Annotated in this window: 22 protein-coding genes and 1 pseudogene; 6 read left to right on the top strand and 17 right to left on the bottom strand. The window is 69.8% G+C overall.

The genetic code is table 11. The annotated features are described in order from the left end of the window. Positions 1 to 18: 18 nt before the first annotated feature. From AB5J87_RS17570 to AB5J87_RS17560, 3 genes and pseudogenes are all read left to right on the top strand, one after another. Positions 19 to 1032, top strand: coding sequence for a DUF1906 domain-containing protein (locus AB5J87_RS17570; RefSeq protein ID WP_369377690.1), 1014 nt, complete (start codon positions 19 to 21; stop codon positions 1030 to 1032). A 124-nt stretch (positions 1033 to 1156) separates the two neighbouring features. Further along, the gene (locus AB5J87_RS17565; protein ID WP_369377689.1) at positions 1157 to 1693 is read left to right on the top strand and encodes a SigE family RNA polymerase sigma factor; all 537 of its coding nucleotides are present in this window, start codon (positions 1157 to 1159) and stop codon (positions 1691 to 1693) included. Positions 1694 to 1881: 188 nt separating this feature from the next. Then, a pseudogene (locus AB5J87_RS17560) lies at positions 1882 to 2094 on the top strand (fatty acid--CoA ligase); the annotation flags it as partial. A gap of 137 nt (positions 2095 to 2231) precedes the next feature. On the opposite strand, the gene AB5J87_RS17555 reads toward AB5J87_RS17560, so the two are convergent. The 5 genes from AB5J87_RS17555 to AB5J87_RS17535 form a co-directional block, all read right to left on the bottom strand. Beyond that, complete coding sequence (locus AB5J87_RS17555; RefSeq protein ID WP_369377688.1) at positions 2232 to 3398, bottom strand: methyltransferase domain-containing protein; 1167 nt, start codon at positions 3396 to 3398, stop codon at positions 2232 to 2234. Further along, positions 3395 to 4345 carry an ATP-grasp ribosomal peptide maturase gene (gene tgmB / locus AB5J87_RS17550; RefSeq protein WP_369383566.1) on the bottom strand — a complete coding sequence of 317 codons (951 nt, stop codon included), beginning with the start codon at positions 4343 to 4345 and terminating at the stop codon, positions 3395 to 3397. Before tgmB ends, AB5J87_RS17555 begins: the two co-directional genes overlap by 4 nt. A 21-nt stretch (positions 4346 to 4366) precedes the next feature. Beyond that, positions 4367 to 4663 (bottom strand): putative ATP-grasp-modified RiPP, encoded by a 297-nt coding sequence (gene tgmA / locus AB5J87_RS17545; protein ID WP_369377686.1) that lies wholly within the window; start codon positions 4661 to 4663, stop codon positions 4367 to 4369. Between the two features lie 735 nt (positions 4664 to 5398). Continuing rightward, a complete protein-coding gene (locus tag AB5J87_RS17540) occupies positions 5399 to 5599 on the bottom strand; it encodes a DUF397 domain-containing protein (protein ID WP_369377685.1) in 201 nt (66 codons plus the stop codon). Positions 5600 to 5610: 11 nt separating this feature from the next. Then, positions 5611 to 6465: a helix-turn-helix domain-containing protein gene (locus AB5J87_RS17535; protein ID WP_369377683.1), complete on the bottom strand. Its 855-nt coding sequence runs from the start codon at positions 6463 to 6465 to the stop codon at positions 5611 to 5613. 298 nt (positions 6466 to 6763) lie between these two features. On the opposite strand from AB5J87_RS17535, the gene AB5J87_RS17530 reads away from it, so the two are divergent. Genes AB5J87_RS17530 through AB5J87_RS17520 form a run of 3 tightly spaced genes read left to right on the top strand, consistent with a single transcriptional unit; the run spans position 6764 to position 7685 of the window. After that, positions 6764 to 7162, top strand: coding sequence for an ATP-binding protein (locus tag AB5J87_RS17530; protein ID WP_369377681.1), 399 nt, complete (start codon positions 6764 to 6766; stop codon positions 7160 to 7162). Beyond that, positions 7159 to 7353 (top strand): hypothetical protein, encoded by a 195-nt coding sequence (locus tag AB5J87_RS17525; RefSeq protein WP_369377680.1) that lies wholly within the window; start codon positions 7159 to 7161, stop codon positions 7351 to 7353. Before AB5J87_RS17530 ends, AB5J87_RS17525 begins: the two co-directional genes overlap by 4 nt. Beyond that, a complete protein-coding gene (locus AB5J87_RS17520) occupies positions 7350 to 7685 on the top strand; it encodes a hypothetical protein (protein WP_369377678.1) in 336 nt (111 codons plus the stop codon). The genes AB5J87_RS17525 and AB5J87_RS17520 overlap by 4 nt, the downstream gene beginning before the upstream one ends. 136 nt (positions 7686 to 7821) lie before the next feature. On the opposite strand, the gene AB5J87_RS17515 is transcribed toward AB5J87_RS17520, so the two are convergent. From AB5J87_RS17515 to AB5J87_RS17460, 12 genes are all read right to left on the bottom strand, one after another. Further along, on the bottom strand, positions 7822 to 8076 hold the full coding sequence (locus AB5J87_RS17515) for a hypothetical protein (protein WP_369377677.1): 255 nt from the start codon (positions 8074 to 8076) through the stop codon (positions 7822 to 7824). After that, positions 8073 to 8333, bottom strand: a complete 261-nt coding sequence (locus AB5J87_RS17510) for a hypothetical protein (RefSeq protein ID WP_369377675.1) — start codon at positions 8331 to 8333, stop codon at positions 8073 to 8075. Before AB5J87_RS17510 ends, AB5J87_RS17515 begins: the two co-directional genes overlap by 4 nt. A gap of 78 nt (positions 8334 to 8411) precedes the next feature. Beyond that, the gene (locus AB5J87_RS17505) at positions 8412 to 9290 is read right to left on the bottom strand and encodes a peptidoglycan-binding protein (RefSeq protein ID WP_369377673.1); all 879 of its coding nucleotides are present in this window, start codon (positions 9288 to 9290) and stop codon (positions 8412 to 8414) included. Positions 9291 to 9358: 68 nt separating this feature from the next. Continuing rightward, positions 9359 to 9604, bottom strand: a complete 246-nt coding sequence (locus AB5J87_RS17500; RefSeq protein ID WP_369377672.1) for a hypothetical protein — start codon at positions 9602 to 9604, stop codon at positions 9359 to 9361. A 12-nt stretch (positions 9605 to 9616) separates the two neighbouring features. Next, positions 9617 to 11053 carry a phage tail protein gene (locus tag AB5J87_RS17495; protein ID WP_369377671.1) on the bottom strand — a complete coding sequence of 479 codons (1437 nt, stop codon included), beginning with the start codon at positions 11051 to 11053 and terminating at the stop codon, positions 9617 to 9619. A gap of 41 nt (positions 11054 to 11094) precedes the next feature. Then, positions 11095 to 11949 carry a hypothetical protein gene (locus tag AB5J87_RS17490; RefSeq protein WP_369377669.1) on the bottom strand — a complete coding sequence of 285 codons (855 nt, stop codon included), beginning with the start codon at positions 11947 to 11949 and terminating at the stop codon, positions 11095 to 11097. Beyond that, positions 11949 to 13061 carry a hypothetical protein gene (locus tag AB5J87_RS17485; protein ID WP_369377668.1) on the bottom strand — a complete coding sequence of 371 codons (1113 nt, stop codon included), beginning with the start codon at positions 13059 to 13061 and terminating at the stop codon, positions 11949 to 11951. Before AB5J87_RS17485 ends, AB5J87_RS17490 begins: the two co-directional genes overlap by 1 nt. Next, on the bottom strand, positions 13046 to 14089 hold the full coding sequence (locus AB5J87_RS17480) for a hypothetical protein (protein WP_369377666.1): 1044 nt from the start codon (positions 14087 to 14089) through the stop codon (positions 13046 to 13048). Before AB5J87_RS17480 ends, AB5J87_RS17485 begins: the two co-directional genes overlap by 16 nt. Before the next feature lie 12 nt (positions 14090 to 14101). Then, positions 14102 to 14992, bottom strand: a complete 891-nt coding sequence (locus AB5J87_RS17475; protein ID WP_369377665.1) for a hypothetical protein — start codon at positions 14990 to 14992, stop codon at positions 14102 to 14104. A 2-nt stretch (positions 14993 to 14994) separates the two neighbouring features. After that, a complete protein-coding gene (locus AB5J87_RS17470; RefSeq protein WP_369383565.1) occupies positions 14995 to 17409 on the bottom strand; it encodes a phage tail tape measure protein in 2415 nt (804 codons plus the stop codon). Between the two features lie 236 nt (positions 17410 to 17645). Next, on the bottom strand, positions 17646 to 18128 hold the full coding sequence (locus AB5J87_RS17465) for a hypothetical protein (protein ID WP_369377663.1): 483 nt from the start codon (positions 18126 to 18128) through the stop codon (positions 17646 to 17648). Next, positions 18128 to 18655, bottom strand: coding sequence for a phage tail tube protein (locus AB5J87_RS17460; RefSeq protein ID WP_369377662.1), 528 nt, complete (start codon positions 18653 to 18655; stop codon positions 18128 to 18130). Before AB5J87_RS17460 ends, AB5J87_RS17465 begins: the two co-directional genes overlap by 1 nt. Between the last annotated feature and the right edge of the window lie 5 nt (positions 18656 to 18660).

Below are 18660 nucleotides of genomic sequence, written 5' to 3'. Positions count from 1 at the left end.
CGGCCTTTCACTCGCCGTATGCGCAGCCTCGTATCGACCCGGGCCTGGTACCTGGGCATCGTCACGCCACCGCTAGCCGTGGCCACCACGCTCGCCGCTCTGCTCACGCTGAGCCCGCCCGCCTCGGCCGCCGCGCCGGGCGCCAGGCCGGGGAGCGCGGCGGCCTCCGCGCCGTCGTCCGCCCCCGGTCCCGTACGGGGGCCGCTGTGGGGGCCGGACGGGCCCGATGTGGTCGAAGCGGCCGACCTGGCCGAGGCGGCCGGTGCGGGCGTGCCGGCCGACGCGGTGGACCGTCCGGAGGTGCTGGCGCGGGCCGTGCACTTCAAGGGCGCCGCGTTCGACACCTGCCAGGCGCCGCCGCTGGCCACGATGAAGGCATGGCGCTCCTCGGCGTACCGGGGCGTCGGGGTGTACTTCGGCGGGCGTGGCCGGGGCTGCCCGAACCAGCACAACCTCAGCCGGAGCTGGCTGGCGAGCGTGGACGGGATGGGCTGGCGGGTGCTGCCGATCTTCGTGGGCTCGCAGTCGCCGTGCGTGTGGTCGGCGGCCAAGCGGAAGGTGCGGATGAGCAGCCGTTCGGCGACCCAGGGCCGGGCCGAGGGCAGACAGGCGGCGGGCGCGGCCCAGCTGCTCGGCATCCGGCCGGGCAGCGCGCTCTACCTCGACATGGAGGCGTACGACGCGGACGACTCGGCGTGCGCCCGCACCACGCTGGACTTCGTCCGGGCCTGGAACCGCGAGGTGCGGCGCCAGGGCTTCCTGCCGGGCTTCTACAGCAGCGCCGCCTCCGGGGTGCGGCACATGGAGCGGGCGCGGAAGGCGGGGCAGGGCGACCTGCCGTCGGCGATGTGGTTCGCGCGCTGGGGCTCGGCCGCCTCGGTGTACGGGGAACCGACCCTGCACAAGGACGCGTGGCGGCCACACCGGCGCATCCACCAGTACGCGGGCAACGTGGCCGAGACCCATGGCGGGCGCCGTCTGGTGATCGACCGGAACACGGTGGACGCCCCGGTGGCGCGGTTCGAACCCTGACTCGCGGGGAGGGTGCCTCCACCTTCAGGAGGTGGGGGCACCCCCACCCGTACAACCTGAGAGGGACCCGGCTTCGCGACCTGGGGCCGATCCGTGGCGTAGTGGGCGCTCCTAGCGTGGAGGTATGACCACGCCTGTCTGCAACAGCGCCTCCCGGGCGGCGACGCCGTACCCGTCGTTCGCCTCGTACATGAGGGCCAGGGGCCCCGTGCTGCTGCGCACCGCACGCTCGCTGACCGCGAACCCGAGCGACGCCGAGGACCTGCTGCAGACGGCCCTCACCAAGACGTACGTCGCCTGGGACCGGATCGAGGACCACCGCGCCCTCGACGGCTATGTGCGCCGAGCGCTCCTCAACACCCGGACGTCGCAGTGGCGCAAGCGCAAGGTGGACGAGTTCGCCTGCGACGAGATGCCCGAGCCGGACGTCGTGCCGGAGCCCGACCCGGCCGACCAGCAGGTGCTGCACGACGCGATGTGGCGCGCCGTGATGAAGCTGCCGGACCGCCAGCGGGCGATGGTGGTGCTGCGGTACTACGAGGACCTCAGCGAGGCGCAGACGGCCGAGGTCCTGGGGGTGTCGGTGGGCACGGTCAAGAGCGCGGTGTCCCGGGCGCTGGGCAAGCTCCGCGAGGACCCGGAGCTCGCGCCGGTGCGCTGAGCCCCGGCCCGGGACCGAGCCGTCCGGGGTCGCAGGGGAGCGGCCGTCCGGTGCGTGACGTTGGTCTCGTCGGTGATTCATTACCTCCGGGTAGTGACATACCGCGCGGTACGTGAGCAGAATCGGCACACCCCTATCGCCACGTGGCGCACCATAGCGCCCACCGGGAGGCCGCCGTGCTGAGCACCATGCAGGACGTACCGCTGCTGATCTCGCGGATCCTGACCCACGGATCGACGATCCACGGCAAGTCGCAGGTCACGACCTGGACCGGTGAGGCCGAGCCACAGCGCCGCAGTTTCGCCGAGATCGGCGGCCGGGCAGCCCAGCTCGCCCACGCCCTGCGCGGACTCGGCGTCGAGGACGGCCAGGCGACCGCCACGCTGATGTGGAACAACGCCCCTATTGCACACGCCGCCAAGGGAGCATGAAAAGAGCAGGTCAGAGTAGGTGCGGCGACAGGTGTTCGGTGCACAACGGCCCCGGATTCCGCCACTAGAGGCGGACCGGGGCCGTTGCGTTCTTGCCGAACTGGGGGCTACAGGTCCCAGCGGCGGCCGGTGGGGATGTGCCACGCGCGGGCGCTGCCCTCGGGTTCGCGGGCGTAGCCGAATCGGTCTTGGGAGGGGCGTCCGTTCTCGTTCCACCATGCCCATGCGTTCTCGACCTTCTGCCACAGGTCGAGGGCGCCGCCGTAGGTCATGGTCGCGTCGCCGGCGAGGGGTGTGCGGGCCCATGAGCCGTCGGGGCGTTGGAGTTGGAGCGACATGGTTCCGTTGTCGTCGGAGTGATAGACGAGCTCGACGTCGCGCAGTTCCAGCGCGAGCAGCAGCCGGAAGGGGTAGTTGCCTCGGATGTCTGCTGCGGTGACCGTGGTCGGGCGCGTGCCGGTCTCCGGGGCGTAGGGGGCGCGCTGGCGTGTGGGGTAGGTGGTGGCGTTGCTGCGTGCGGCCATGAAGCGGCCGGTGGTGTGGGTGAAGTGTCCGTAGGCGCGTTGTTCGGCGTCGATGGAGAGGCGGACGAGGCCGCCCTCGATGCCGAGGGCGATGTCGGCGACGATGATTCCTTCGGGGCGGGTCTGCTCGATCCATGCCGGGGGGATGCTGGGCACGGAACAGGTGGCGATGATCCGGTCGAAGGATGCTGCGCCCGGGTAGCCGTTCTGTCCGTCCCCGGCAGTGAGGTGCGGGGCGTATCCGATCTCGGTGAGCCGCTTCTGCGCGATCTGGACGAGGGCGGGGTCGACGTCGATGGAGTGCACGAGGGTCTCGTCGAGGCGGGCGCAGAGTAGGGCTGCGTTGTAGCCGGTGCCGGTGCCGATTTCGAGGACCCGGTGACCGTCCTCGACGTTCAGGTCTTCGAGCATGCCGGCCATGAGGCTGGGCAGGGTGCTGGACGAGGTGGGGATGCCGGTCCACGCGTGCGGGTCGACCTGCTCGGCGGTGTCCGGGTCGAGGGCGGTCACGAGGGTGATGTCGCGGTACGCCTGCGGTAGGCGGTCCTCGTGAATGGCGTGCTGCATCCGCCACACGGTGATGCCGTTGTCGTTGGTCTCCTGCTCGTACCAGCGGGGCACGAAGACGTGCCGGGGAACGGTGGCGAGCGCGTCGGCCCAGGGCTCGGACCGGATCGCCCCCTTCTTCCTGAGTTCCTCGACGAGGCCGGCGAGGTAGGGGCGAGCGGTGTCGAGGGCGGTGGTGCTCACGGGGTGACTCCTAGCAGGTCGTCGGCGATTCCTTCGGCGATGGGGTGCCCGGTGGCGTGCTGTATCCAGTCCCATTGCCCGCAGGGGTTCGCCTCCAGGAACGTCCAGTCGCCGGATGGCGAGACAATGAAGTCGAGCGCGGCGAAGCGGAGTTCGAGGCGCTGCATTAAGCGTTGCACTGCCTCGGCGATGGCCGGTGGGGTTTCGGTGGCCCGGTACGTCAAGGACTTGTAGTCGCTGCGCCAGTCGACGTGTCCGGCTTTGGTGTTGGAGTGAACCTCTGCGGCGTAAAGGCGCTCGCCGGCGACGGTGAGGCGGATCTCGTGGGCCTTGTCCATCCACGCTTGAAAGAGGTGGGCGGTTGTGTCGATGCCCGTGAGGTCGGCGAGGTCGTCCTCGGTGAGGCGGCGGGTGTAGACGGTCTTGAGTTGGTCGCCCTCGATGAACACCGGGCTCGCGACGGGCTTGCAGATCAAGGGCCCCGGTGTGTCGCCGGCGAACGCTCGTACGGCGTCGGGGCTGTTGGTGATCAGGGTCGGCGGGATCGTGAGGCCGCACTCACGTGCGGTGGCGAGCTGGAGGGGCTTGTACTCGGCGCGGGACATGGCCGAGGGGTGGCTGACCCATCGGCAGTCCAGTGCGGTGAGGATGCCGCCGAATCCGGCGCGAGCCTGGGCTGCGGCGAATCTACGTTCGGGCTCGGACATGCCGGCGGCAAGGCGGAACGGGTGCGGCGTGCGGAAGTAGCAGGCGCTCACGTCGGCCAGGTCGAGGGCGCGGAGCGAGGTGGACAGTCCGCCGTGCCACGGGTGCGCGTCGTCGATGCGGGCGGCGAGCGTGGCCTCCTGGGGGAACTCGGCGGCATCCATGCGGAAGACGGTCGCACCGCGGTCTTGCAGCGTCTTTACGACTCGGTCCGTGGGCCAGTCGTCGCGAGCGGCGATCACCAGGACGGTAGGCACGTGGCGTCAGTCCTTCGGTCCCTCGTCGAGCGGCGGCGGATTCTTCGGGTCGCCGTCCGGGACCGTGGGGTTATGGGTCTGCATGTACGGCAGCAGGTCAGTGTCGACGCCGACGGAGATCTGTCGGTCCTCGTCGTACAGGGCCGGCGGCAGGGGGACGGCCTGTGTGGAGTCCGGGAGGATGGCGTAGCGGAGAATCCACGGTCGGGTAGTCGGGCCCGAGGGCTGCTCGGAGCTGTGGGGGATGCGTCCTCCCTCGGCGACGAGGGGGAAGGCTGCTTGGGGGTGCGCAATGTGGCTCAAGAGACAGTCCTTAAGTCCGGTCAGCCATTGGTGGGTTGGGGGTTTCGATCGCACCAATTGGGAGGGGTAAGGCGCAGGAACTGCGCGGGGCGAACGGTCCATACGGCGATCTCGCCCGTGCGTAGACGGAGAATGCATCCGAGGGGCTCGCCGAAAGCGAGGGTTGCGCGAGCAGCGACGAATCCCTCGTTGGCCCACTGAACCGTTCGGTAAGATTCTTCGGGAGTCATGGCGAGTACATGGCCGGTCCGAAGGTCAATGCGCAGGGTGCTGATGGCGCGGGAAAGCGTATCCAGCACGGCACTTTTGACTAGGCGCGGTGCCTCGTCCTCGTTGGATCGGTAGAGCAGAACCTCGTACCAGTACCCATGCTCGACGCTGGCCTCGACGAGGCGAGCCCTAGGGGGCAACGTTGCTACGCCACGAGCGGCAACTGCCTGTCTGATGGGCATGGGCCAGTCCTCCCGCGTAGCGGCATGGTTGCCCCGCCCCTGACAGGGATCGGGGCAGGGCGACCAATCGGGGATCTCGCCTGAACCAGCCATCGGCACAGGCGAGTTGCGTCACCACGGGCACGGTCCTGCCGAGGAGTCGAGCGCCAGGGCGATGCAGAGCGAACGTAGCGCTACGCTACTGACCGGACAAGGCTGCTACGGGGCATACTTGGTTTTTGGCATATGCAGAAGCCCCCGTCCCAGGTCAGACGGGGGCAACGTTGCGCAGGCGTGAGTGTCTCTAGTTGACGTACTCGTCAAACTCCCCCGCCTTGGCGCCTGCAAGGAAGGCGGCGAAGTTCTCCATAGATGTGAGGATCTCGACGCCGGGCAGCGCGCTCTCGTTGAGCTTGATCACGCCGTCCTTCCGCTCCACGTAGATGCACTGTTCGCCGCCAGCGCCGGAACGGCTGGACTTCTTCGGGGGAATGTCCCTGATCATTACTGGAGTTCTCACAGTTCTCTTGCGATGTGGTGAATGAATTGGCGTGATTCTTCGGGATCGAGAGACGCCTGCTCGGCAAGGTCGAGCAGGGTTCGATATCGAGCGAGGTCGGCCTCGGCGTCGAGGAATCGGCCGCCGAAAGGGGTGTCGATGTGCACAGTGTCGAGCTGCGGCACCTTTCCGGCGGCGTAGAGGACTGTCTGCGTGGCCTCGATGAAATCTTCGCTCGTGAATGGGATTACCCGCAGCGTCAGCCATGGAAGCTCAGATGCCTGCATGAGGTCTTCGAGTTGATCCCGGGCCGTCTTCCGGCCGCCGACGCGCATCCGTAGCGCGGCCTCGTGAACGATGGCGAGGAACGGTGGTGGACTGGGGCGATTGAAGATCTCTCGCCGCTTCATCCGATGCTCGACCCGAACCTGTACTTCGTCGTCGGGGAGCGGCGGGATGTGGCCGGCGAACAGAGCCTCGGCGTAGGCCCTGGTCTGAAGAACTCCGGGAAAGGTGACGGACTGGAGCCCGCGGAACTCGACTGCATGGTGCTCGGTCTCGGCGATGTCCAAGAACCCTGGGGCTAGCACTCCCCGGTACGCATCCCACCAGTGTTGGCCCCGGTGCTCTCGGGCTATTTCGCACAGAGCCTCGATCAGCGCCTCGTCGTCGCAGGCGTAGAAGGTGGCCAGGCGCCTGATGCGGTCCTCGCTGATGCCGATCCGACCCGCTTCAATATGGCTGATCTTGGCCTGATCGGTCGAAATCAGCCCCGCTGCCTCTTTCGCCGTCTTACCGGCCCGGTCGCGCAGCTTCCGCAGCTCGCTGCCCAGGCGCGCTTGGCGCACAGTTGGGTTATCCCTCGGCGGCATGTCACCTTCCCCTGTCTGGGCCCAGTGTCGCGCGTAACGGTGCCATGGGTCCACCCGCTAAAACCAGATCCCCGGCGCTACCTTGCCACGGGGCATGTATGCCCCCTACCGTCGTGGCAGCACCGCGTCGCACGCCAGTAAGACCGAAGTGCAGCCGCGCGTAGGCCAGTTGAGGCATGCGCACGAGGGGCGGCCATTGCCACGCATGGCGAGCAACGCGAGCACACACGCGTTGGGAGACGACGACATGACGACCGCAGCCTTAGTACCTCCCGCACCACCCGTATCCGCATCAACGATGACTTACCGGCTGACCACCGGGAGCCGGACGGAAGCCGTCGGCGGCATGCGCGACCTAGTCGCAGCGTTGTGCCAGAGCTTCGGGCACAAGGAGCTCGCCGAGGCGGCAAGGATCTGCACGAGCGAGGTGGTCACCAACGCTTTCAGGCACACCAAATCGCCCCTCGTGCACGTCGAGGTCACCATCGCCGAGCGCGGCGTGAAGGTGTACGTACACGACAACCTGCCGCGCGATCTGCCGATGCCGCGCGAGGTCAGCGACGCCGAGGGCGGGTACGGCCTGTTCATCGTGAACAGCCTTGCGGACGCGTGGGGAGTCGACCACTACGGCGGACTGATTCCGACGTCAAAAGCCGTGTGGTTCTCCCTGCTTGACGGTGGCGGGGGTGCGGCGTGATCCGGCCCAAGCGCATCCACGTGATGGCATTCGCCCCCAACACGCGTGCGGGACGCGTGTGGTTGTCCGTCGATCACGCGACGCTCGTCGACATCAGCGCCGAAGACGCCCGCGTCCTGACCTTCGAACTCGGCGCGCAGCTCGGTTTGTTCGTGGCTGCACGCGACGGGATCGCGGAGGCAGCAGAGTGAGCCCCGGCACGGAACGGATGTTCTGGGGCGTGATCGTCCTCGCGGTCTGCCTCGGGCTGCTGGCGCTGCTGGCGATCTACTGGTCGATGCCGTCCCCTCGCCGCGCGTACGTCGCGCCGCCGACAGACCGGAACGGCTACTCGTACACCTGCTACTGCTGGCGCGACCCTGTGCGCGTGACCTTCTGCGCTGAGCCGGCCCGCAAGCGGCGCCGGCACGCGCGGCTCGACCAGCCGCCCCAAGACCGCCGCAGCCGCCCGGACCCGTCTCCCAATGCGGGGGCGGACTGCGGAAAGGAGGGGGACATAGCTCCCGTGCCCGTGGCCGTATAGGACCGCCCGCACGGTGACCGTCCCCTGTGAGAGGACCCTCGGCACTGCGGCTCGCCGGGGGTCCTCCCCGTGTTCCCCAGCAACAGCAAAGGCGCCCCCGTCACCGGCCCGAGGCCGGTGATGGGGGCGCGCTGTGTCAGCGGGTGGCGAGCTGCCACAGGGTGAGGGCGAGGCCGGCCAGGGCGACGAGGGCGAGCACGCTGGGCAGGGGCCATCGGCCCCGCTCGATCGCGTCGAGGCGCTGCTCGTGGTCGGCGAGGGCGCGGTCGGTCTGGTCGCTGCGCTGGACGAGCAGCGCGAGTGATCCGTCGGTGCGGGCGAACCCGACCTCGACGACTCCGCGGAGCCGTTCCAGTTCGAGGGCGACGTCGGACGGGTCCGGTTCGGTCACTCGGCGCCCCGCTCGCGGTCGAGGGCGAGCAGCTCGTCGTCGGCGTTCGGCGCGGTGCGCAGCCATCCGGGCAGCAGGTTCTCAACGACCGGCAGGGCCATCACGCGAGTGAGGCCGGCGGCGACGGCGAGCACGACGGCGACGCCGGCGGTCGACTGGGGAATGCCGGATGCGTCGATGATCAGGGGGAGGCCGGCGGCGATACCGAGCACGGTCTGCACCACGGTGCGCACAGTGCGGCGGGTGGCGTCAGTCATGGGGATGTACCTCTTTCCACAGGGTGGGGACAGTGAGGCGCCCGCCCAGGGATGCGGGTGGGCACCAGGGGCAGGGGGTCAGACCTTGGGGACCTTGAGGGCGTCCCACTGGCGCGGGCCGGGCCACCCGTCGCAGTACTCGGGGGCGTCGCCGAGCTTGCGCTGCCACAGGCGGAAGGACTCGCGGTCGGCGTTCGTCCAGCGCGGGCCGGGGCCCTCGGAGTAGGCCGAGCAGCCTTCGGCGACGAGGCGGCGGCCCATCGCGGTCACGATCGGAGAGTTGGGCGCGTTGCGGAACCACTGCTCGCCGGGGAACGGCTCGTACCGGGGCGCGGGGGCCGGAGTGTCTGGTGTGGCGCCGAGGCGGCGTGCGATCCGGGCGCGCATGCCCGCCATGGAGAACGTGGGGTCGGACTTCCAGTCGGACCATTCCTTGTGGCCGATGACGGATGCGGCCGACCAGCCGTAGGCGCGGCAGATCGCCGCCGAGGTCCGCTCGATCGCGTCGAGCTGCGCGGCGGGCCACGGGTCGGAGCCGTCGCCGAGGTTGACGCACTCGAACCCGTAGAAACGCGCGTTGCCGTCGGCCGAGCCCGAGCTGCCCTCGTGCTTGTGGGTGGCGGGCAGGGACTCCTCGGCGATCACGGCGTCGAGCACGCGGGCGTCGCCCCCGCCGGCATGGTTGGCGCGGCCGGACGAGATCAGGTAGACGGTGCCGTCCTTGGCGATCACGCCATGGCACAGCGGGCCGGGCAGCTCGTCGTATCCGTCGTAGCAGAGCCGCACCGAGGAGTCGGTGCCGGAGCTCACGGTGTGGTGGATCATCACGCCGTTGACCGGGCCGAACGGCCCGCGGTGGTTGCGGTTGTGGTTACGCCAGTCGCCGTACTCGACGACGCGTACGCCCTCGGCGCGCAGGATCTGCACGAGCCGGTCGGCGCTGAACGGTGCTGCCATCTGTGGATGTCTCCAGACATGAAAAAGGCCCCCGGGAAAGGGGGCTGCGGGATGCGGGCGGGCGGGGGCTAGCGGTGGGCGACCTCGGCCGCTGTCTCGGTGACGAGCTCGCCGCTTGCCTGCGTGAAGCGCATCGGCAGTGCGGCGATGGCTGCGGACAGTGCGGCGGTGAGGACGTTCTCGCGTTCGGCGTCGGTCCATCCGTCGTACGGGTCGAGGCCGACCCGGTCCGTGATGCGCAGCTCGATGTACGGGGCGAGCTTGTCCGGGGAGGTGCTGCGGGACGTCTTGAGCGTCGCGGCAGTGATCGGCATGAACGTTTCTCTCTAACTGACTGCTGCCCAGAGGGCGTTGGCGTCGTAGGTGAGGCCCGAGGCGGGCGTGAAGGATGCGGGCAGGCTGGTGAGGCCGGTCGCGGTGAGCCGTGCGTGACGGCGGAATCCGCCGGGCATCGCGGCGGCGCCGGCGGGCGAGGTGCCGAGATTGGCACCGCGCGCGAGCACGGGGCCGTTGTAGGGGCTCGCGGTCTGCCCGTTAGTGACGATGGCGACCCAGTAGTTCCCGGGCGCGGCCGAGTAGGCGGCGGTCAGCGGGCAGACGACGGTCGCGCCCTCGTTCGCGGTGAAGATGCCGTTCAGCGCGGCGGTGACGCCGACGCGCTGTCCGGCGGCGGTGTAGAGGGCGGCGAAGCTGTTCGCGTTCAGGGAGCCGCCCGCGTAGCCGCACGAGTAGAAGACAAGGTTCGTGACCGTGGTCGTCGCGCGCAGCGTGATGCCGCACAGGTAGCCGTATCCGGCGAGCAGGTTCTGCCCCGAGTTGGAGGCGGCAGGGTCGAACGTCCAGGCGGCGAACCCGAGGTCGCTGGGCTGCCAACTGCCCCCGCCGAACGCGTCAACGTAGGACTTGCGGGCGAGGTGGTTCGCGCTCGTCGGTGCCGCGCTTGACGACGGCACGGTGCTGAACGTCTTGGTCCCACTGATCGTCTGCGTTCCGGCGAGCAGGACCGCGCTCCCGGCGGCCTCGGCGCTCACGTCGGCTGCGACCAGGACGACGGCGCCGGTCTTGCCGTTGACCGAGTCGACGGCGCCTCCGCCCCCGCCCGCCGGGAGCTGGGCGGCGGGTACCTTGCCGTCGGCGCCCAGGGTAGCGATCCCGCCCGCAGCCCCGGCGGCGGTGGCTGCGACCGCGCCGACGTCGGCGGCGGTGAGGGTGACCGAGGGAGCGCTCTTGCCGTTGACGGACTGGATCACACCGGGGGCACCCGTCGCACCTTGGACGCCTTGCACGCCCTGCGGCCCGGTGGCGCCCGTCGCCCCGGTCGCACCTCGTGACCCGGTCGCCCCGGGCGGGCCGACCAGAGAGGCGAGCCACTGCGCCGGGGACCCAGTGAAGCCGCCCGCGACGGCGACCTCGTACGCCGAGTCGCCGCGCACAGCTACATAGTTGGGCTTGGTGGGGTCGGTGGGGGCGATGTCGGCGAGGTCGACGACCGGGTGCTCGGCGGGCAGCAGGACTTGGTAGGAGCGGCCGGCGGGGATGCCTGAGAGCTGCTCGGTGACGGTGTACGACCAGCCGGCCGGGTCCATGCCCGGGGCGTCGGTGGCGGGCAGCGTCGCCGATATCTGCCCTTGGGCGTCGAGCTGGGCGATGACGGGACCGCCGAGGATGACGTCGGCGGCGGGGAACGTGAGCTGAGCCGGCGGCCGGAAGATCACGGAGCCGGACAGGGGCTGACCGTCGGGGGCGAGGAAGCGCCCGCGCACGGTGACGGTGGGGATGGACTCGGGCAGCAGGGTGCGGCTCCCTAATCGGAGGACGGCGCGGCCTCGGGCGCCGTGCTGCGGGCGAGCGAGGCCGGGCGCGGGTCGGGGATCTCGGACTTGGATGCGGTGGCGCGGGTGAACGCGCCGAGGATGTGTGCCATCACGCCGGATGTGCCCGACCTCTGCCGCACCTGGAGCCGGAAGTACACGGGCAACAGGTAGCTCGCGCGGTGCAGGGGCGTGACGAATTGCTTCGCCGACCATGCGGTGTCGGTCGCGGGAGCGGTGACGCTGGCGGTGCCTACGTCGGTGAAGTCGGTCGAGTCCGCGGTGCGGTACTGCAAGAGCACTTCACAGGTGGAGCCCCCGCCCGCGCCGAACTCGACGACGACCACGGCGACCGGCTGCTGCGCGGGGAAGATCGAGAAGTACCGGTTCTGGAACGAGGACGAGTTGACCACGTCGCTCCCGGTACTGACGAGGCGGTTGAAGACGATCGGCAGATAGGGCGTGCCCATGCCCCACCCGGTGGTGGTCTCGTCGGAGACGACTTGGTTGTGTGACCGGTCCCAGATGCTCACGGCCTGGTCGTCGACGCCGAGCGCGCTCGGGATCGCGCGCACGGTGATCGCCTCGGTGCCGTCCTCGCGCTGGATGATGAGCCCCTGCTGCGGCGAGCCGTCAACGTGGTTGTAGAACGGGGGGAGTTGACCGACGCCGAAGAGGCCCTCGCCGTTGGGGGCGGTGACGGACAGCGATCCGCCCTCGCCGATCCGCACGTTGCCGTGGTTGATCTCGTTCAGGGCGGGCCGGATGTTGGCGCGGCCGGTGAGCTCGTGCAGGCGGCGCTCAAGGTCGCGGACGCGGTCGAGCAGGTCCTGCGGTACAGCAGCCATCAGGCAGTCTCCAAGTACAGGCGGGCGGTTTCGGGTCGGCCGCGCTCGGGCGGGGTGATCGCGAGTCCGATCACCCGGTACCGCTCGTCGAGACCCGTCGGCCACCACAGGTCACGGATGCGGAGCCGGATCACGGAGCCGAGCAGCGCGGGCGACAGGGGGGTGCGGTCGAGGGCGACCGTGATTTCGGGGATGGTGCGGGGCCTGCGGGCCGCTTGCCAGTCGGCGCGGGCGTGCGCGTCGAGTACCGGCTGCTGCTCCACGGTTGTGTAGTCCGACGTCCCGTCGAGGCGCGGCCACCCGGCGGAAAGATCGTCCTGGGCGACGAGTTCGGCGGACATGAGCGGCACCGATTCCGTGGCTTGGTTGCTGTTGGTCGAGGCGCCTCTCGACTGCCAGGCATTCGCGCGCTGGGTGCCGTCCACTGGCCACGCGTAGGACAGGACCGGGCCGGGGTGGTCGAGCACGATGTCGGACGCCCCGCCCCGGATGACCGGGTGCCCGAGCTGCAACCGCTTGACCCTGCGCCCGGAATCCGGGTCACGGTGGACGGCGATGCGCCACTCGAACCCGCCCTCGACCTTGCCGAGGGCGTCGAGCAGATCGCGCACGGTGGGCAGGTCGTAGCGGCTGTATACCCGGTCGCGCAGGACACCGGACACCTGCTCGTCGTACTCGATGCCGATGTCGCCGCCCGGCGTGCGCTGCGCGTAGTCCACGAGGCTGCGCGCGATGTCGAACTGATCAACCCCGGTGGCGGTCTGGGTGTCGAACAGGCGGCGGTGGTCGAGGTAGCTGTCGAAGGTTCCAGCCTGTACCTGCATGGTCAGGAAACCGCGGGCATCGCTCGCGACGTTGGCGGTCCAGACGATGCCGCCCCACCAGAGTTCACGGTCGCGCTCGATCCACAGAGCGGTGCGGGCCGGCTCGACCGCGTCCCGCACGCGCGCAGCGATGGCGGTGTTGGGGATCGGGATGGTGCCCGACGCTGAGCCGGTCTTGCCGATCCAGTCGTCGAGCGACACCCCCTGGAGCGGCAGCACGTCGAGGAGCTGATCGGAGCGCAGATCAGCGAACAGCGCCCGGTACGTGCTCGTCACGGACCCTGCCATATGAGCGACGCTTTGCTGTACGAGGCGGGAACGTTGGTCAGGGCCGCATCGGTGTAGATGGACATCTCGATGTAGTCGCCGGCCTTGAGCACCACGGGGCGGGTGGCGGCGTTGGACTGCCCGCCGTTGGAACTGGCGATGAACGACATTGCCTGTCCGGCGGCAGCGCCGTTCACGGCGATCGTGGCGCGCGCCATGGTGGCGCCGCCCGGCCAGATCTGATGCGCGCTGATCAGGTACAGGCCGTTCACGGTGGCGGTCAGACGGCTGTCGCGGGAGGCGCTCCACATGCCGGGGTCCGACATGGCGTCCGTCCCGGACCACGACAGGGTGGTGTACCGGCCGCCGGCGAGGTTGTAGTCGCTGCTCTTGTAGACCGACACGTAATGCCGCTCGACGGCGTCCCGCCATGCGGTCCCGTCCCACCGTTCAAGGCGCCCGGCATCGCGGTACTGGCCGACGTAGGCGCCCGGAGTGGAGGGGCCGCCGGGCGGGGTGATCCCGCCGTGGCTGGTGGTGTAGCGGCGCCGGTCGGTGAGGGCTGTTGCCCAGTTGATGCCGCCTGTCCCGGCGGAGGTGCCAGCGGGCACGGTGATGTCCCACAGGCGCAGCGTCGCGGGTGGAAGCGGGGGCGGCGCCGGGGTCGCGTTCGCGTCGCCGACGATGACCTCGACGCGGGCGAGGGTCTGCCCCGAGGTGTCGTACAGACCGTCGTAGACCTTGAGCACGACGGAGTCGATCCGGGTGAACTGGGCATGCCCGGCGCCGATCGGGAGTGTCTCGGGGGCGGTGACGGCGACGGGGTAGGCGCCTTGGGCGAGGGTGCCCTGCACGACGGCGCGGCCGGTGCCGATCTGTACCGCCATGGCCGAGGCGCCGCTCGCACGCAGCGGGTTGCCGCCGGCGATCACGCCGTCGCGGGTGAGCAGCTCGCCCTCGGGGGCCATCGTGCCCAGGGGCGTGATGCGGGTGTCCTCGCGGGTCTGTCCGCCCGGGGCGGTGAGCAGCCAGGCAGAACGGACCGTCATACGCGGACCTCCTTACCAGTAGGCCGAGCGGAACCGCACGGCGGCGGACGCTCGGGGATCGGATGAGCCGGGGGCCGCGCGGAACGCGAGATCGGTCGTGCCGGGCGGGAACGTGAACGCCTGCTCGGGCACGCTGCGCGCGGTGGCGGTGTAGAGGCGGGAGGCCGAGCCGTTGAGGGTGACCGTGCCGTTCGCGGTGTCGACGAGCAGCTCGTCGCCGTCGGCGAGGACGAGGTCGTACTCGACTGCCTCACCCGTGACGATGTTGGTCAGGCTCGGCCGCTCAACCGGCCCCCGGAACACGAGGGTTGGGTGCGCGGGGGCATCGCCCTCGTTGAGCGCGGTCATGGCGCCGCTCGCCCCGGGCGCTCCCCAGTTGAGCGGCCATGCAAGGGTGCCCGTCCAGTCGAGGCCGGGCTCGGCCTGCGGCAGGCGTGTCTCGATGTGCCGCTCGTCGAGGCTGTAGCGGCGCGGGTCGGTCGCCTCCCATTGCAGGGCGGCGCCCTGGACGACGCCGACGCCGTACCCGCCGGTCCCGACGGGTATCGCCCGGCGCAGGCAGCGGGCCCAACTCAGCAACGGCGGCGCGGAGTCGAGGCGGATCACGAGGGGCAGCTCGTCGTCGCGCACCGCAGTGGCGGCGGCGAGCTGCCGCACGGCGGCGCCCATCAATCCGGGCTCGGTCCGCACGACGATCCCGTCGAGGGTGATCGTGCGCGGCTGCGCGAGCAGCCGGCCCGGGTAGGCGCCGTGCGCAGCGGAGCGGCTGACCGTCCCGGAGTCCAGCGCCGGCGAGTCCTCCCACCCGGTCAGCGACTGCCACCCGTAGGCGGTGTGCGGGCCGAGCAGCAGCTCGCCGAACTGGACATGCCCGGGGCGGGCGACAAGGTCACCAGGGGCCACGGTCACCCCCTCGCCTTGGCGTGCCACGCGAGCGCGGTCGCGTTCTGCTCGGGCGACTGCTCGCCCCCGTACCAGTGCTCGATATGGACGGCCGAGCCGCCCCAACCGCCAGAGTCATAAGCGGAGTTGGCCGGGGGAATGCCGCCGACGCTGAACTGCGGGGCGGCGGGGACGGTGACCAGGTTCCGCATGGTGCGGTCGACCGCCCCCGCACCGGAGTTGATGCCCTCGACGATTCCGGCGGGAATGAACCGGCCGATCTGATCACGCATGACGCGTGACGGCGAGTGAATCCCCAGGGCCTTCGCGATGGGCCCGGGGATCATGTCCTTCGCCCACGAGGTGAGTTTCGAGCGCAGCCACGAGCCCATGGCCTTTATGCCGTTCCACAGGCCCCGGATAAGGTCGGCGCCCTTGTCGTAGAGCATCGTTCCGAAATCGCCGAAGTACCCCAGGACGGTGCCCGGGAATCGGACGAGCCACGAGAGCAGCTCGCCCGCCTTCCGAATGGTTCCTTCCTTGATCGACTGCCAATGCCGGACGATCAGTCCGGCGAGAGTCCAGTTCAGGAAGAAGTCAACGATGCGCCCGGGGAGGGCCTTGACCCAATCGACGATGGCGGTCCAGATGCGGACCGTTCCCGACCAGATCGCATCCCAATGCTTGATGACGGAACCGACGATGGTCCAGTTGAGGAAGAAGTCGAGCAGGAACTGCCCGATGCCCTTTATCAGGTTCCAGACGAATTCCCACGCTGCCTTTGTGGCGGATGCGATCGTGTCCCAGTTGGCGACGACCAGGGCGACGATGCCGACCACGGCGGCGATCACGAGGGCAACCGGGCCCATGGCGAGCAGCCAGCCGGCCGCCATGCGGGCGCCCTGGATCAGGGCCTGTCCGCCCATGAGGACCCAGGCGGCGACCACGCGGAGCGCGGTCGCTCCGGCCGCTACTCCCTGGGCGATCCAGCCGCCCACGATCAGGGCGTTGGTTGCCAGGAACCGTACGGCGGCGACTGCGCCGGCGGCGCTCTGGGTGATCCAGCCCCACACCACGAGGCCGGCTGTTGTGACGGCCTGGACGCCCAGGACGATGAGGGTCGGCAGCAGGATGGTGCCGATTACCACGGCGGCGATCTTGAGTTCGGTCGAGTGCTCCCGGATGAATCCGACACTCGCCTGCCATGCCTTGCCGAGACCGCCGGCGCCGACCCAGTCGGCGAGTGTCTCAATTACGGGAATGGCTTTGCCGCCGATGAAGTTGACGACCTTGGTTTCAAGGCCCCGCTTGAACTGCTCGATCTTGGTTGCGGCGTTGTCGCGCATCGCGTCGCCCGCTTTATCGGTGGCGCCCTTGACGTTCCCGAGGGCCTGCACCGCCGTTTTCGGGTCGAGCTTGAAAAGCGCTTGCTGTAGATCCTCGGCTTTCGTGCCGAAGAGTGCGACGGCGGTTGCATTGCGCTCCGCAGGGTCCTTTATCGCCTTGATGCGCTGGAGGACATCGCCGAGGGCTTTGGACGCGTTCGGGCCGCCCTTGGTGAAGATGGCGGCCATCTTCTCGCCGTTGAGGCCGATGGATTTGAAGGCGTCGACCGAGCCTTTGCTCATATCCTTCGAGCGGATCGCGAATTCCTTCAGCGCGTCCGCGACGGTGTCAGCGTCACGCGCTCCGCCCTGTAGGCCCTGCTGCATGAGGCCCATCGACGTCTGCGCGTCGAGCCCCAAATCCCTGAACTGCGTGGGATATTCGCTGAAGGTGTCGAGGAGATCCTCGGCGGCGTTCGTGCCGTTCTGTGAACCCTTGACGAGGACGTCCATTGCCTCGTCGGCGGATTTCGCGATGCCGGATTTCAGCATCGTGCCGACCGCGCGGCTCACCTTGCCGACGTCCTCGCCCATGACGGCGGCAGTGTCGGCAACGCGCTTGCCCATCGTCTGGACCTGCGCCTGTGTGGCCTCGGGCGGCAGGAGGCCGTTCTGGGCTATGCCCTTGATGACCTCGGCGCCGTCCTCGACCGAGTCAACGATCGCCCCCGAGTACAGGGCGCCGGCGACCTTGCCGTACTTGGCGGCGACCGGACCGGTAGAGCCGAGCTGCGCCTGCAACTTGCCGGTGACCTTGCCCTGCTCCATGGCCTTGCCGACCCCGGCCATCAGAGCGGCGCCGATACCGGCACCGATCACGGCTGCGGCAATGCCCTTGAGGGCGGTGGACATTCCGCGGGCGGCGCGGTCGCCGCCGGATGCCGCGCCGGCGGCGACCCCTTGGCCGAGCTCGTCGCCGGCCTGCTGTCCCGCGCGGTCGGCGGTGGCGGCGATCTGGTCGCCGCCGCTCTGGACGGCGGCGCGGGCGCGGTCCATGCCGGCTGCGGCGCCGGAGTCGTCGACGGTGACGGTCGCGGCGAGCTCGCCGACCATGAGCGCCACGGCTCATCACCTCCGGGGGGTCGTGCCTCCCGGTGGTGCGGGGGCTTGCGGCGGGGGTGTGAGCACGCGGGCGAGGCGGGACTCAGCGGAGAGAAGGGCCAGGATGCGGAGACGCAGCCAGCGCCAGGAGCGCGACCGGAGCAGTCCGGGGGCGCCTAGATCAATGCCGTAAAGCTCGTGCAGATCGGCCTCGACGAGCGGCCACTCAGCGAGGATCTGCGCCCACGTCAGCGCCGGTTGGTCCTGCCCTTGGCGCGGGGCCGTGCCGGGCGGGTACTCGTACCACTCGTAGAGCCCCGAGACCGGGTCGAGGTCGCCGCGCCCGATGGGCTGCGCCGTGCCGCTCGGTTCGGGGCCAACCTGTTTGGGTCGCCAGCCGCATTCCAGTACCGCTCAGCAGCGGCCTTGTCCTGCGCGACCCACACCATCGCCGTGAGGGCGCAGTGCTTCAGCACGGGCCACGAGACGCCGTCGAGCACCATCTCGTCGTAGGCGGTGCCGAGCAGGTCCCGGTAGAGATCGCGTTCGGCCGCGTCGCTGAGCACCTGCTCGTCGACGCGTCCGCCGTCGGCGGCGACAGCGGCGGCGTGCACGATCGCCTGCGTGCGCAGACCGACCTCGGCGGACGGGGCGGGCACCGTGTACGTGCCGTCGCCGACGGGGAGTTCGAGCGACTCGTCGAGCAGCTCGCCAAGAGCCTCGAACGCCACTACGCCTCACCCCCCTTGGCGGTCTGGACGGTGGGGCCGGGCGTCTTGGCTACGGGGTTGGTGATCGCGGTAAGCGGGCCGTTGCCGGTGAGCGTGACTTTGATCGTGTCGACCTCGTCCGGCCCTCCGCCGTCCGGTTCCCACGTCACCAGGGCCTGCCCCTGGTACGCGTCGTCGGCGCCGTTGCGGTCGTAGTACCGGACCTTGGCGTACGAGCCAGCCCCGAAGCTCATAGAGGCTTTGCGCAGCGCCTCTTGGGCCGGGTTGAACGCGCCGGTCACGGGGTGGGCGCGGTGCGCGATCGTGGTTTCGATGCTCCACGCGAGCATGGTCACGGCCTGTTCGGTCCAGCCCTCGGCGTCGTACGTCGTGACGTCCTGCTGCGTGGGCTCCACCTTGGGCGTGAATTCGGTGATGCCGGGGACGAGCGACCACGCCGGGGTGCCTGTGATGCTCGTGTCGAGCTCAAGCCGGTAGCGGCGGGCGAGTGCGGTGATCGTCTCGGCCGGGGGCGTCGGGGTGCTCAAGTGGG

The organism is Streptomyces sp. cg36, assembly GCF_041080675.1.
Classification (GTDB): Bacteria; Actinomycetota; Actinomycetes; order Streptomycetales; family Streptomycetaceae; genus Streptomyces.
The sequence above is the reverse complement of the archived record's forward strand: the minus strand, read 5'-3'. Positions and strand labels throughout refer to the sequence as shown.

Excerpts from the sequence above, each read along its gene's own strand:
- AB5J87_RS17530 (WP_369377681.1), top strand. The coding sequence starts at position 6,764 with ATGACTTACCGGCTGACCACCGGGAGCCGGACGGAAGCCGTCGGCGGC.
- AB5J87_RS17500 (WP_369377672.1), bottom strand. The coding sequence starts at position 9,604 with ATGCCGATCACTGCCGCGACGCTCAAGACGTCCCGCAGCACCTCCCCG.
- AB5J87_RS17485 (WP_369377668.1), bottom strand. The coding sequence starts at position 13,061 with ATGGCAGGGTCCGTGACGAGCACGTACCGGGCGCTGTTCGCTGATCTG.
- AB5J87_RS17490 (WP_369377669.1), bottom strand. The coding sequence starts at position 11,949 with ATGGCTGCTGTACCGCAGGACCTGCTCGACCGCGTCCGCGACCTTGAG.
- AB5J87_RS17570 (WP_369377690.1), top strand. The coding sequence starts at position 19 with ATGCGCAGCCTCGTATCGACCCGGGCCTGGTACCTGGGCATCGTCACG.
- AB5J87_RS17470 (WP_369383565.1), bottom strand. The coding sequence starts at position 17,409 with ATGGTCGGCGAGCTCGCCGCGACCGTCACCGTCGACGACTCCGGCGCC.
- AB5J87_RS17505 (WP_369377673.1), bottom strand. The coding sequence starts at position 9,290 with ATGGCAGCACCGTTCAGCGCCGACCGGCTCGTGCAGATCCTGCGCGCC.
- AB5J87_RS17540 (WP_369377685.1), bottom strand. The coding sequence starts at position 5,599 with ATGATCAGGGACATTCCCCCGAAGAAGTCCAGCCGTTCCGGCGCTGGC.
- AB5J87_RS17510 (WP_369377675.1), bottom strand. The coding sequence starts at position 8,333 with ATGACTGACGCCACCCGCCGCACTGTGCGCACCGTGGTGCAGACCGTG.
- AB5J87_RS17535 (WP_369377683.1), bottom strand. The coding sequence starts at position 6,465 with ATGCCGCCGAGGGATAACCCAACTGTGCGCCAAGCGCGCCTGGGCAGC.
- AB5J87_RS17480 (WP_369377666.1), bottom strand. The coding sequence starts at position 14,089 with ATGACGGTCCGTTCTGCCTGGCTGCTCACCGCCCCGGGCGGACAGACC.
- AB5J87_RS17565 (WP_369377689.1), top strand. The coding sequence starts at position 1,157 with ATGACCACGCCTGTCTGCAACAGCGCCTCCCGGGCGGCGACGCCGTAC.